This window comes from Deltaproteobacteria bacterium (assembly GCA_016875395.1).
Lineage (GTDB): Bacteria > Myxococcota_A > UBA9160 > UBA9160 > UBA6930 > VGRF01.
Genome location: VGRF01000023.1, coordinates 14591 through 26778, shown reverse-complemented (window position 1 = coordinate 26778; position 12188 = coordinate 14591). Strand labels below are relative to the sequence as shown.

The following is a 12188-nucleotide window of genomic DNA, read 5'->3' as shown; positions in this document are numbered from 1 at the left end:
AGCTCAGCGGAGGTGTCGTCGTGCGTGCTCGTCACATCGTGTTGATGGGGTTTGCGGTGCTCGTGGCTTGTGCCTCGTCGCTGCCGGTGGAGCGGCGGGACTATGTGCTCGCGCATCCGCATGGGTGGGTGGAGTTGAAGATCGACGATCGGGGCGTGCCCCTGATCCCGGACGTGAGTTACGACCACGCCGACAAAGCCTCGGTGAAGGGATGGGTCAAGCCGGCGGCTTGCTGGCTGGCGGTGTCGATCGCGGGGGAGGCGTACGTCAGCGGGGTTCAGGTGATTCCGCAGGGAGAGCGGCCACCGTTTCGGGCCGATTCGGGGATTCGTTTTCCTGTGCCGGTGGGGACGACGGTGCTGAAGCTCGCATGGGGCGGCTGCCGCGTGGAAGGCGAGAAGATCGTTCAGGTCGAGCACGAGATCTTCATCCCAGTCGAGCTTGATCGCGTCACCGAGGTCTTGTTCGACGGTGCCGCGCTGTCGACTTCGGCGCCTCGCGAAGACAGGATCGTCACGCTCGACGACGTGTACGAGGCGGTGACGGGGAAGCGGAAGGGCGAGTAGCCCGCGGGGCGTCCGGCGAGTACGAGCGGCGGAGCGAGTTGCCCGTGCTTCGGGGCCAGACTAAACTCCGTTCAGCGCTCTGAACGGTGTTCAATGCCCTCCCCCCAACAGCGAATGCGGCCCCCGCCTTCTCGGCGGGATGTGCGCACGGAACGCGCGCGCGAAGTGGTGCGCGAGCAGATCACGCGCGCGGCGCTGCAGCTGTTTCTCGACGAGGGATTCGAGCGCGTCTCGATGCGGCGCATCGCGGAGGCGGTGGGGTACACGCCCGGCGCGCTGTACGCGTATTTCCGCGACAAGGACGAGATCCTGTTCGCGCTGCACGCGCTCGGCTTTGCGCAACTGCGCACGGCGGTGCGCTCGCTCGACGGCGTGGCGGTGCCGCCCGGTGAGCGACTCTTCAAGCTCGGCGAGCGCTACCTGCGCTTCGCGTTCGAGAACCCGCAGCTCTATCAGCTGATGTTCATCACGAACCGCATTGGCCAGCGCATTCGCGAGGACAAGCGCTGGGAAGTCGGGCTCGACAACTACGAGCACCTGCGCAGCGTCGTGCGCGCCTGCATGGCCGCCGGCGTGCTGCCGCGCGCCGACATCGAGGCCGCCACGTTCGCGGTATGGAGCGAGGTGCACGGCATCGCGAGCGCGGTGATTCGCGGGCGCACGCACAGCGTAATTCCGGCCCGCGATCTGCCGCGCGTTGTGCGCGACGCGTATCGATTCGCCTTCGGCGGGCTGCTCGCGAAGCCCGCAAAGTCTGCGCGCCCGAGGCCCGCCGCTACCGAGCGGCGGCAGAGGCGCAAGACATGACGTCGTCCCTGACAGCCCGTGCGCTCGCAATCGCGCTCTCCTGCGCCGCAATCACTGCGTGTCGCGATGTGTCGGCGCCGCCTCCCGCAGTCGCGGAGGAAGCGCAGCCGGTACGCGTCGCGCCCGTTCGTCGCGGCGCAGCGGCGGCGCCCGTTCGGGCGACGGGCTCGCTCGCGGGGAAGGAAGAAGCGCGGCTCGCGTTCAAGATTCCGGGCTTCGTCGAGCGCATGCACGTCGACGCAGGCGCGAGCGTCGCGCGCGGGCAGCTGCTCGCGACGCTGAAGCCCGACGAGGCGAGCTCCAGGGTGACGCAGGCGCGCATGGCGCACGAGAAGGCGGAGCGCGACCGCGCGCGTGCGGAGCAGCTGTACCGCGAGGGCGTCGCGGCGCTTTCGCTCGTGCAGGATGCGCGCTCGCAGGAAGAGGCGGCGCGCGCGGGGCTGCGCATGGCGAGCTTCGATGCGCAGCACGCCGAGATTCGCGCGCCGGCGGATGGCGTCGTGCTCGCGCGCTTCGCGGAAGAGAGCGAGATGGTGGCCGCGGGCGCGCCGATGTTCGCGTTCAAGTCCGCGGCGCCGGGCTGGATCGTGCGCGTGGGAGTCGCGGACCGCGACGTGGTGCGGCTGCGACTAGGCGACGCCGCGAAGATCGAAACGAACGCTCACCCCGCGCAGCCGCTCGCGGGTCGCGTGACGCAGATCGCGGCGGCAGCTTCGCCCGCCACCGGCACGTTCGACATCGAGGTCGCGCTCGATCCGAGCGAGTTGTTGCTTCTTTCGGGTATCGCGGCGCGCGTCGAGATCGTGCCGAGCGGCGGCGAGAGCCTCTCGTTCGTGCCGCTCACCGCGCTCGCCGCGGGCGACGGCGACACGGGCACGGTGTTCGCGCTCGACTCGGAGCGCACGCGCGCGCGGCGCCTCGACGTGCGCTTCGCGTTCCTCAGCGGCGACGAGGCGGCGCTCAGCGCGGGCGTGGAAGGCGTGAGCGAGGTCGTGACCGATGGCGTGACGTGGTTGCGCGACGGCTCGCTCGTTCGGGTGATGGCAAGCGACGTCGCGGCCGCGCAATGAAAATCGCGAAGTTCGCGGTCGAACGGCCGCAGCTCACGCTCGTGGTGTTCGCGATGCTCGTCGCGATCGGCGTCTCCGCGCTGCGCACGATTCCGCGCTCGGAAGATCCGAGCTTCCCGATGCCGATCTACTTCGTGACGGCGGTCCATCCGGGCGCGACCCCGCGCGATCTCGAAGAGCTCGTGGTCGATCCGATCGAGGACCGCGTGCGCGAGCTCGACGATCTGCGGGACGTCGAGAGCATGATGCAGGACGGCTTCGCGGTGACTGTGATCGAGTTCACCTGGGACGCCGACCCGGAGCGCAAGTACGAAGAGGTCGTGCGCGAGGTGAACGCCGTGCGCGGCGAGCTGCCCGCGGACCTCGCGCGGCTCGAAGTCGAGCGGATGCGCACCACCGAGGTCGCGATCCTGCAGATCGCGCTGCTCTCGGAGACCGCCCCTTGGCGCGTGCTCGAGCGCGAAGCTGAGCGGCTCGAGGATCGCCTCGAAGTGCTCCCCGGCGTGAAGGAAGTGGAGACCTGGGCGTATCCCGACTCGCAGGTTCGCGTGCGGCTCGATCCCGCGAAGCTCGAGCAGCTCGGCGTTCCACTCACGCGCGTGTTAGGCGCGCTCGAAGCGGGCGCGGCGAACATTCCCGGCGGCGCCGTCGAGCAGGGCGGCCGTCGCTTCAACGTCGAGACGGGCACGCACTTCGAGTCGCTCGACGAGGTGCGCGACACGGTGGTCGCCGCCGACGGCGCGCGGCTGGTGAAGCTCGACGACGTGGCGAGCGTGGACTGGGGCTACGAAGAGCTCACGCACGTCGCCCGCGTCGACGGCCGGCGGGCGGTGTTCGTGACGGTCGAGCTGCGCGAGAACGAGCACATCTTCAACGTGCGCGATCGCGCGATCGCTGCGCTCGAAGAATTTCGCGGGACTGTGCCTGCGGAGGTCGCCGCCGAGGTCATCTTCGATCAGTCGCTGAACGTCGCGCATCGACTCGACGGTCTGTACCGCGACTTCGGACTCGCGATCGCGCTCGTGCTTCTCACGCTGCTGCCGCTCGGGCTGCGCGCAGCGCTGATCGTGATGCTCTCGATTCCTCTCTCTCTCGCGATCGGCGTCGCGCTGCTCGAAGCCGTGGGGCTCTCGCTGAACCAACTCTCGATCGTCGGCTTCGTGATCGCGCTCGGCTTGCTCGTCGACGACTCGATCGTCGTCACCGAGAACGTGACGCGCTTCCTGCGCGCCGGTGCGACGCGGCGCGAGGCCGCGGTTCGCGCGACGCAGCAGATCGGCGTCGCGGTGATCGGCTGCACCGCGACGCTGATGCTCGCGTTCCTGCCGCTGCTCACGCTGCCCGGCGGCGCGGGCCTCTACATCCGCGGCATGCCGCTCGCCGTGATCTTCACGGTGGGCGCGTCGCTGTTCGTCTCGCTGACGATCATCCCGTTCCTCGCGAGCATTTGGCTGCCGCAAACCGGAGCGCACGGGAATCGCGCGCTCCAGCTCTTCGAACGCGGCATCGAGGCGAGCTACCGCCCGCTGCTCCACTTCTCCCTAACACGTCCCGTCGTGAGCTGCTCGGCATCGATCGCCTTCGTCGCCGCCGCGTTCGCGCTGGTGCCCACCATGGGCATCTCGTTCTTCCCCAAAGCCGGCATCCCGCAGTTCCGCATCCGCATCGAGAGCGCAGAGGGAGCGACGCTCGCTGCCACCGAGCAGGCTGCGCGTTTCACCGAGCGCGTGCTCGCAGGGCACCCCGAAGTCGAGCGAGTGATTACGAACGTCGGCCACGGCAACCCGCAGATCTTCTACAACGTGCGGCCGATCGGAGAGAACACGCGCATCGCCGAGCTGTTCGTGCACCTCGACGAGTGGGAACCCTTCGCGTCTCCGCAGCTGCTCGACGAGATTCGCGCGGAGCTCGCGGATTACCCCAACGCGAAGATTCGCGTGTTCGAGTTCCAGAATGGGCCGCCGCTCGACAACCCGATCGAGATTCGAGTCTTCGCGGAAGAGCTGGAGCAGCTGCCGCACCTCGCGAGCGAGGTGGAGGCGCTGCTGCTCGCGACGCCGGGCACGCGCTACGTGGACAATCCCCTCGCGCAGCCGAAGCTCGATCTCGCGGTGCGCGTCGACGACGAGCAGGCGGGGCGCCTCGGCGTCCCCGAGCTCGAGCTCAAGCGCGCGGTGCGGCTCGCGATCGCGGGGCTCGAAGCCGGCGTGCTGCGTGACGCCGCCGGTGAAGAGCACGTCGTGCGCGTGACGCTCGATCAAGCCGGGCGGCCCGACCTCAGCGCGCTCGATCGTCTCTCCGTAACGAGTGTGAGCGGTGCGCAGGTGCCACTGCGCCAGCTCGCGAGCGTCGAGCTCGAGAGCTCGCTCGCGCGCATCGACCACCGCGACGGCATTCGCAGCGCGAGCGTCACGGCCGACGTGCGCGGCGGCTTCAACACGAACAAGGTCACGAGCGCGGCGGTCGCTCGGCTCGAAGCGAAGAAGTGGCCCGCTGGCACGGGCTTCTCAGTGGCGGGCGAGATGGAGGAAGCCGCCGAGAGCTTCGGCGGCCTCGGCACCGCGATGCTCGTCGCGGCGTTCGGTGTGCTCGCGGTGCTCGTGCTCGAGTTCCGCACCTTCAAGAGCACGCTGATCGTTGCGAGCGTGATCCCGCTCGGCGTTGCGGGCGGGCTCTTCGCGCTGTTCCTCGTCGGGGAGACGATCTCGTTCACGGCGATGATCGGCTTCATCGCGCTGGTCGGCATCGAGGTGAAGAACTCGATCCTGCTGGTCGATTTCACCAATCAGCTGCGCGCGCAGGGCGTGGCGCTCGACGAAGCGATCGAGCGCGCGGGGCGTATCCGCTTCCTGCCCATCTTGCTCACGACTCTCACCGCGCTCGGCGGCCTGCTGCCGCTCGCACTCGAAGGCGCCCCGCTCTACTCGCCGCTCGCGATCGTGATCATGGGCGGCCTCGTCAGCTCCACCCTACTCGCGCGACTCGTTACACCCGTCCTCTACAAGCTGCTGAGGCCCGAGGTGCGGCCCGAGGATGCAGGCGAGCCGGTGAACGAGATGCGTGCCGAGGCGGCGCCCGCAGAGCCGCTCGCGACGTGAGGCGCGACTACGCGGAACAGGCTGCGCGGCGCGCGGCAAGGAACGGCGGCGCCCTCACGCCCGAGGATGCGCTGCTGCAAGCGCTGCTCGCGCGCGGCGCGAGAGCGATCGAGGAAGCCGCGCGCATTCGCGCGGGCGCGGCGCTGATCGACCACGACTACTTGGCGTACTGGGTGGACGAGCTGGGGCTTCAAGCGCTGTGGCGAGCGGTCCATGGGGTAGGCCGAATCGGCCCGGCCTGATCGGCCCCACCGCCGAGGGTGAGTCATTTCGGCCGGGCCGAAATGACTCAGCGCATCGCGCTTGTCACACGCGCTTGCGCACCTTCCACACTTCCTCGCACGGCCACTTCCTCGCCCATTCGAGCGTCACGAAGTCCCAGCTCGAGGTGGCGTGCGCCGGCGGCTTCACTTCGAGCAGCGCCTCGATCTCGAAGCCCGCGCTGCGCAGCACGCGAATCCACTCCGCGTGCGTGAGATGGAACTCGACGCTCGCGTCGTGCGGCCACTCGAGGCGATGCAAGCCGAACGCGGGACGCAGCAGCGCGTTGGTTGCGGCTTCGCCCTCGCGCTCGGGCGTCGTGAGCGACATCAGCATCGAGTTCACGATAAACACGAGCCGCCCGCCCGACCGTAACAAGCGCGCCGCCTCGGGCAACCACGCGTGCGGGTCGCACCAGAGGCACGCGCCGTACTCGCTGATCGCGAAGTCGAAGCTCGCGTCCGGCAGCGGCACCGTTTCGGCGTTGCCGTGAAGCAGCGGGAAGTCGAGACCGTGCTCGCGCTGAAGCGCGCGCGCCGTCTCGAGCTGCTTCGCGCTGTTGTCGACGCCGACGACGCGCGCGCCGCGCCGCGCCATCCACGCCGAGACGTAGGCGGTGCCGCAGCCGAGCTCGATCGCATCGAGGCCGCGCATGTCCGCGGGCAGCAGCTGCAGCTCGCGCTCCGCGACGCCCCAGATGCCCCAGCTCGGCTCGCTGCGCGCCCACGCGCCCGCGACGCGGCCGCCATACGCGGGCGCCCAAGCGTCCCAGTGCTCGCGGTTGCGGCGCGCGTGATCGGGGAGATCGTCGGTCATCGAGGCCTCGCGGGGGGCCGGACGTTTCGGCCGGGCCAAAATGACCGGGCGATCAGATTGCCCCGGCCGGAATGTCTCACGCCCACGCCTTCAGCACGTCGTGCGTGCTCACGAGCGTCGCCACGTTGCGCAGCGTGTGCTCGAACACCTGCTCGGCGTACGCGCGCGGCGTGCCGGCAACCGCGTCGACCGGGAGTACGACCTGATAGCCCGCGTTCACCGCGTCGAACGTGAGATTTTGGATCGCGATGTTCACCGACACGCCCACGCCGACGATCGTGGCGACGCCCTCGTTGCGCAGCACCGAGTCGAGCTCGGTGCCCTGAAACGGCGAGAGGCCGTGGATGCGCGGCAGCACGAGATCGCTCTCGGCGACGGCGACCTCGCGCACGATCTCTTGCTGCGGCGAGCCCGGGGTCATCTTGTTCGCGCTCTTCGCCATGTACGAGAAGAGGCGCGCGTTCTTGTTGCCGCCGAGGCCGTCCGCGCGGTGAAACGCGGTGCAGTGGATCACGCGCACGCCCGCCGCGCGCGCGGCCGTAACAAGTCGCGCGATGTTCGGCACGATGCGCTGCCCCTCCTTCGCGAGCTCGGGCAACGCCGAGAGATCGCCGAGCACGCCGCGCTGAATCTCGGACGTGACGAGCGCGGTGCGCGCGGGCGTCACGAGCGCAGCAAGGTCGAGGGGCATCGGGGCTCCTTCAGCTCACCATCAGCGCGCCGCCGTTCGGGTGCAGCACTTGCCCCGTCGTGTAGCGGCTGGCGTCGCTCGCGAGATAGAGCACGGCTTCGGCGATGTCGCGCGGCTCGCCGGGGATGCCGAGGGGACTGCGCTCCTTCATCTCGGCGAGCATCGCGGCACGTTGTGCCTCGCTCTGCGTGCCGTCGGCGTTGCGGTAGCGGCGGCCCGCCATCTGCGTGTCGACCATGCCGGGCGCGATCGCGTTCACGCGAATGCTCGGCGCGAGCTCCTTCGCGAGCACGCGCGTGAGCGCGACGACGCCGGCCTTGGTCGCGCCGTAGATGCCGTAGTGCGGGTAGGCGTGATAGGCGGCGCTCGAGGCGATGTTCACGATCGCGCCGCCGCCCGACTTCGACATCGCGCGCGCGGCGGAGCGGCAGCCGTTGAGCACGCCCTTCAGGTTCACGCCTAACAACAAGTCGATGTCGTCCTCGGACATCTCGAGCGTCGGCGCGACGCGCAGCACGCCTGCGACGTTGGCGAGCACGTCGAGGCGGCCGAAGCGCGCGACGGCCGAGTCCACGAGCGCGTCGAAGTCCGCGCGCCTCGAGACGTCGACCCGCGCGGCGACGACGCGTGCGCCGGCCTGCGCGAGCAGCTCGGCGACGCCGAGGCCGATGCCGCGCGCGGCGCCCGTGACGACAGCGACTTTGCCTGCGACGCCGAAACCGCGGAGCGCCTCGCTCACGGAATCGCTCCTTCGCCGCGCAGGCGCGCGATCTCGGCGTCGTCCATGCCCAGCAGGCTGCGCAGCACGTCCTCGGTGTGCGCGCCGAGGCGCGGCGCGGGGCCGAGCGGACCTTCTGCGAGGCGCGACATCTTCACGGGGTTGCCGCTCACGAGATACGGCTTCGGCGAATCCGGCCGCGGCACCTCGATCAGCATGCCGCGCAGCTCGACGTGCGGATCGGCCGCGATGTCGGCGGCGACGTTGCTCGGCCCCGCGGTGATGCCGAGCTCCGCGAGTGCACGCGCGGCCTCGAGCTTGGTCTTCGTCGCCGCCCACGCCTCGAGCACGGGGCGAATCACCGTCTCGGTGTGCTTCGCCCAGCCCACGCGCGTCGCGAAGCGCGGATCGCTGAGCCACTCCTCGCGCCCTAACAAGCGGCACAGCTTCTCGAACATGTGCTCGCGCAGCACGGCGATCACGAAGTAGCCGTCGCTCGCCTTGAACGCGGCGACGAGCGCGGTCGAGCCGGGGCCCGCCATCGATGCGGGCGCGTCCATCGACCAGAGCTGCGGGACCATGTCGGCCATCGCGATCATCGAGTCGTACATCGCGATGTCGACGTGCTGGCCGAGGCCCGTGCGCTCGCGGTGTTGGAGCGCCGCGAGCGCGCCGATCACGGCGTAGAGCGCGGTCGCGTTGTCGCCGAGCGCACCCGCGACGACGACGCGCGGCGGCTCGCCCGCCTTCCGCGTGGGCTCGTAGATGCCGCCCATCGCCTCGCCGATCGGCGCGTAGGCGGGCCAATCGCGATAGGGCGAGCGCTCGAGATTGCCGAAGCCCGAGAGCGACAAGTAGATGAGGCGCGGGTTCTCCGCGGCGAGCGCCGTGTAGCCGAGGCCCATGCGCTCCATCGAGCCCGCGCGGAAGTTCTCGGCGACGATGTCGAAGTGCGGCACGAGCCGGCGGAAGAGCGCGCGGCCGGCGTCGGTCTTCAGGTCCAGCGCGATGCTGCGCTTCGCGAGGTTGTTACGGAGGTACGTGGCGCCGACTTTGCGGCCGTCCTCGTCGACGAGGAACGGGTTCGACGCACGGCCCGTCTCGCCGCGGCCCGGCGGCTCGACCTTCACCACGTCCGCGCCGAGGTGCGCAAGCAGCTGGGTCGCATAGGGCAGCGCCTGCATCTGCTCCGCGGCGAGCACCGAGATGCCCGCGAGCGGTTTCCCCTGTGCGCCGCGTTCGGGGTGCCGCACTTCTCCGACGCGCATCGAGCCTCCGAGAGCGCGCCACGGTAGTGCACGCTCGTGGCCATCGGTGCCTGGCACCGATGGCCGACGTGCACCCGCGATCACGCCGCTACCGTGCGCGCCCGTGTTGCGCACAAGCTTGCTGCTCTTGGTTGCCGCGCTCTCGGCGTTTCCCTCGCACTCGTTCGCCGATGCCGGCGCGCTCGTCGCGGAGCGCATCACCGCGCCCCGCTTCGACGCGCTCGCGGTCGGCGGCCCCGACGCCGACGCCGGTGTGGGCGACTACGCGCTCTCGAACGGCACGCTTTGCGCGGCGATCGCAGCGCCCGAGCACGAGACGTTCCTCTCGCCGCGCGGCGGCACGCTGATCGACCTCGGGCACTGCGGGCGCGCGAACGACCAGTGGTCGAGCCTGCATGCGCTGCCGAACTTCGATCGCGCGCTCGCGCTGCCGATCGAGCGCGTGCGCGTGGAACTCGCGAACTGGGAGGCGCGCGCGATCTCAGAGGGCGAAGGCCGCGGCCTGCGGGTGCGCATCATTCACGCGCTCTCGAGGGCGCGCCCACACGAGCTGCGCGTGACGACGGAGCTGACGCGCCTCACGAATGGCGACCGCGTGCTCGGCTTCGCGGAGCTCGCAATGCACGCGAGCGCGCAGATGCGCTCGTTCCATCTCGTGCGCAGCGACCTCGCGCAGTCGCACGGCTTCGCGCACCCGGGCGGGGAGGATCTGCTCGACGCGCTCGACATGATCTCGCCGAGCGATGTGCACGTGCTGGTCGGCGGCGCGGGCCTGCCGGAGGTCGCGTACGGGCTCGAGCTGCGTTCGGCGCGCGCGCGCGACGCCGCAGGCAACGAGCGCGCGCTGCCCGCGTTCTCGGTGACGGCCGAGGACTTCACGCTGACCGCGGTTGCGCCGCGGCCGTTCTGGTTCGGCGAAGGCACGCCCGGCGTCGGCCAGCTCTTGCAGGTGCCGTTCATGTCGCTCGACGAAGGCGAGACGCTGATCCTCGAGCGCGCGATTCACGTCGGTGCGCGCTCCGACGTCGCGTCCGTGACGGATCGCCTGCTGCCGAACGCCGTACTTGTTGCGGGTCGCGTCGACGATCCGCGCGCGCGCATCCACCTTGCGACCGCGGCCGGCGCGCCCGTGAGCCAGGTGCGCCCGGACGCGGACGGCCGCTTCGCCCTGCGCCTTCCGCCCGGGACCTATCAGGCGCGCGCCGTCGCACCGGGCGCCCGCGAGGTCGTCCGTGAATTCAGCGTCGGTGCGGAGGGCGCGAAGCTCGAGCCCATCGCGGTCGGCGCGGTCGGCGCGCCCGCCGCGCTCGCGCTGCCACGCGGGCAGACGATGCGGCTCGTGTTCGTGGGCGTCGACGGCACGCCCACGCCGCACTTCGAGGACGATCTCCTCGGCTTCGGCGTGGGCTACGGAAAGCTGCGCAAGGGCGACGCGGACAACGTGATCTCGCTCGCGTCCGCAGCCACCGACCCGGCGGAAGTCGCGCTCGCGCCCGGCCGCTACCGCGTGATCGCCACGCGCGGCCTCGAGTACGACGTGCGCAGCGCGACCGTGACGCTGAGCGCCGGCCAGAAGCGCGCGCTCGAGATCGAAGCGCCGCCGCGCGCGCTCGAAAGCGCGAGCTGGATCGGCGCGGACCTGCACGTGCACAGCGCCGAGAGCATGGACGCGGCGCTGCCGCTGCCCGAGCAGCTCGCGAGCTTCGCGGCGCACGGCGGCGAGATCGTGGTGATGAGCGAGCACGACCGCGTGATCGACGCGCGCCCCGTGATCGCGCGCCTCGGGCTCGCGGACCGCATCGCGAGCGTGGTGGGCGCGGAAGTCACGAGCACTTTCCACGGCGGCGAGGCGCCGTTCACGATCGGGCACCTGAACGCGTTCCCACTGCGCTACGAGCGCACGGCCTACCGCGGCGGAGCGCCGCGCGGCGAAGGCGTGCGCGTGCGCAGCGTCATCCGCGAAGTGCGCGCGAGCAGCGGCGAAGGCGTGTTCGTGCAGATCAATCACCCGCGCGAGAGCGGGCCCGACGAGGTCGGCGACGGCTCCTTCTTCTCGCACCTCGGCGTGAAGGGAAAGCCGCTCCGCCCTAACAAGCCGCTGGCGGCGAAGCGCAACTTCTCGCTCGTCGAGCCGGGGCCGGGTGGCGTTCGCGACGTGGACTTTGCCGGCATCGAGATCTTCAACGGCAAACGCCTCGACCGGTACCGCCTCGCTCGCGCAGACTGGATGTCGCTGCTGCTCCAGGGGGAGCGCCGCACCGCGACGGCGAACAGCGACTCGCACAGCCGAGGCGAGATCGTCGGGGTGCCGCGCAACTACGTCGCGATCGCGGACGACACGATCGCTGGCTGCGACGAGGCCGCGCTGATGGCGTCGCTGCGCGCGGGCAAGAGCTTCGGCACGAGCGGACCGCTGGTGTTCGCGCGCATCGGGAACGCGGGGCCGGGCGAACGCTTCGCAGGCGACTCGGGAGAGCTCGAGGTCGAGGTGCGCGCGGCGCCGTGGGTCGCGCTCGCGGAAGTGCGCGTGTTCGTCAACGCCGAGCTCGTCGCGACGAAGCCTCTCGCGAAGCCCGGCAGCGTGCGCGTGCCTCTGCGTTTTGCGCGGGACTCGGCGGTGTTCGTGGAAGTGGAGGGCCCCGCGAGCGAGCTCTACGCGCAGGTGTTGCCGGGCCATCGGCCGTTCGCGTTCACCAACGCGATTCTCGTCGACGCCGATCGCAGCGGGAGCTGGAGCGCGCCAGGGCTCCCGAAGACGATCCCGCCCCTGATCGCAGATCCACTCGCGAATTGACGGAGCGCGCGCGCGCCGTCCGTTAACGTGCGCGATCTCCGAAGTGAGGCTCCCGTGAACGACGACAACGACGACGACAAGCCCGAAGCGCCGCCGCTG

General features: G+C 70.5%; 10 protein-coding genes. 6 read left to right on the top strand and 4 right to left on the bottom strand.

Features of this window, described 5'->3' with window-relative positions:
- The first annotated feature begins 20 nt into the window (after window positions 1–20).
- The 5 genes from FJ091_16255 to FJ091_16235 all read left to right on the top strand — a co-directional run bounded on the left by FJ091_16255 (window position 21) and on the right by FJ091_16235 (window position 5783).
- A complete protein-coding gene (locus tag FJ091_16255) occupies window positions 21–566 on the top strand; it encodes a hypothetical protein (protein ID MBM4384907.1) in 546 nt (181 codons plus the stop codon).
- Window positions 567–707: 141 nt separating this feature from the next.
- Complete coding sequence (locus FJ091_16250; GenBank protein MBM4384906.1) at window positions 708–1373, top strand: TetR/AcrR family transcriptional regulator; 666 nt, start codon at window positions 708–710, stop codon at window positions 1371–1373.
- The gene (locus tag FJ091_16245; GenBank protein MBM4384905.1) at window positions 1370–2443 is read left to right on the top strand and encodes an efflux RND transporter periplasmic adaptor subunit; all 1074 of its coding nucleotides are present in this window, start codon (window positions 1370–1372) and stop codon (window positions 2441–2443) included. Before FJ091_16250 ends, FJ091_16245 begins: the two co-directional genes overlap by 4 nt.
- Window positions 2440–5541 carry an efflux RND transporter permease subunit gene (locus FJ091_16240; GenBank protein MBM4384904.1) on the top strand — a complete coding sequence of 1034 codons (3102 nt, stop codon included), beginning with the start codon at window positions 2440–2442 and terminating at the stop codon, window positions 5539–5541. Before FJ091_16245 ends, FJ091_16240 begins: the two co-directional genes overlap by 4 nt.
- Window positions 5538–5783, top strand: a complete 246-nt coding sequence (locus FJ091_16235; protein MBM4384903.1) for a hypothetical protein — start codon at window positions 5538–5540, stop codon at window positions 5781–5783. Before FJ091_16240 ends, FJ091_16235 begins: the two co-directional genes overlap by 4 nt.
- A 64-nt stretch (window positions 5784–5847) precedes the next feature.
- Here FJ091_16235 and FJ091_16230 read toward each other — a convergent pair whose 3' ends face one another.
- The 4 genes from FJ091_16230 to FJ091_16215 all read right to left on the bottom strand — a co-directional run bounded on the left by FJ091_16230 (window position 5848) and on the right by FJ091_16215 (window position 9295).
- Complete coding sequence (locus tag FJ091_16230; GenBank protein ID MBM4384902.1) at window positions 5848–6618, bottom strand: methyltransferase domain-containing protein; 771 nt, start codon at window positions 6616–6618, stop codon at window positions 5848–5850.
- Window positions 6619–6694: 76 nt separating this feature from the next.
- Window positions 6695–7309, bottom strand: coding sequence for a cysteine hydrolase (locus FJ091_16225; protein MBM4384901.1), 615 nt, complete (start codon window positions 7307–7309; stop codon window positions 6695–6697).
- 10 nt (window positions 7310–7319) lie between these two features.
- Window positions 7320–8048: an SDR family oxidoreductase gene (locus FJ091_16220; GenBank protein ID MBM4384900.1), complete on the bottom strand. Its 729-nt coding sequence runs from the start codon at window positions 8046–8048 to the stop codon at window positions 7320–7322.
- Window positions 8045–9295 (bottom strand): CoA transferase, encoded by a 1251-nt coding sequence (locus FJ091_16215; GenBank protein ID MBM4384899.1) that lies wholly within the window; start codon window positions 9293–9295, stop codon window positions 8045–8047. Before FJ091_16215 ends, FJ091_16220 begins: the two co-directional genes overlap by 4 nt.
- Before the next feature lie 103 nt (window positions 9296–9398).
- Here FJ091_16215 and FJ091_16210 point away from each other — a divergent pair, with 103 nt between their 5' ends.
- Entirely contained in the window at window positions 9399–12089 is a 2691-nt protein-coding gene (locus FJ091_16210) for a CehA/McbA family metallohydrolase (GenBank protein MBM4384898.1), read from the top strand.
- The last annotated feature ends 99 nt before the right edge of the window (window positions 12090–12188 follow it).

Bases quoted from the DNA above. Each gene is read 5' to 3' on its own strand.
- FJ091_16230 (MBM4384902.1), bottom strand. From the start codon at position 6,618: ATGACCGACGATCTCCCCGATCACGCGCGCCGCAACCGCGAGCACTGG.
- FJ091_16225 (MBM4384901.1), bottom strand. From the start codon at position 7,309: ATGCCCCTCGACCTTGCTGCGCTCGTGACGCCCGCGCGCACCGCGCTC.
- FJ091_16215 (MBM4384899.1), bottom strand. From the start codon at position 9,295: ATGCGCGTCGGAGAAGTGCGGCACCCCGAACGCGGCGCACAGGGGAAA.
- FJ091_16245 (MBM4384905.1), top strand. From the start codon at position 1,370: ATGACGTCGTCCCTGACAGCCCGTGCGCTCGCAATCGCGCTCTCCTGC.
- FJ091_16240 (MBM4384904.1), top strand. From the start codon at position 2,440: ATGAAAATCGCGAAGTTCGCGGTCGAACGGCCGCAGCTCACGCTCGTG.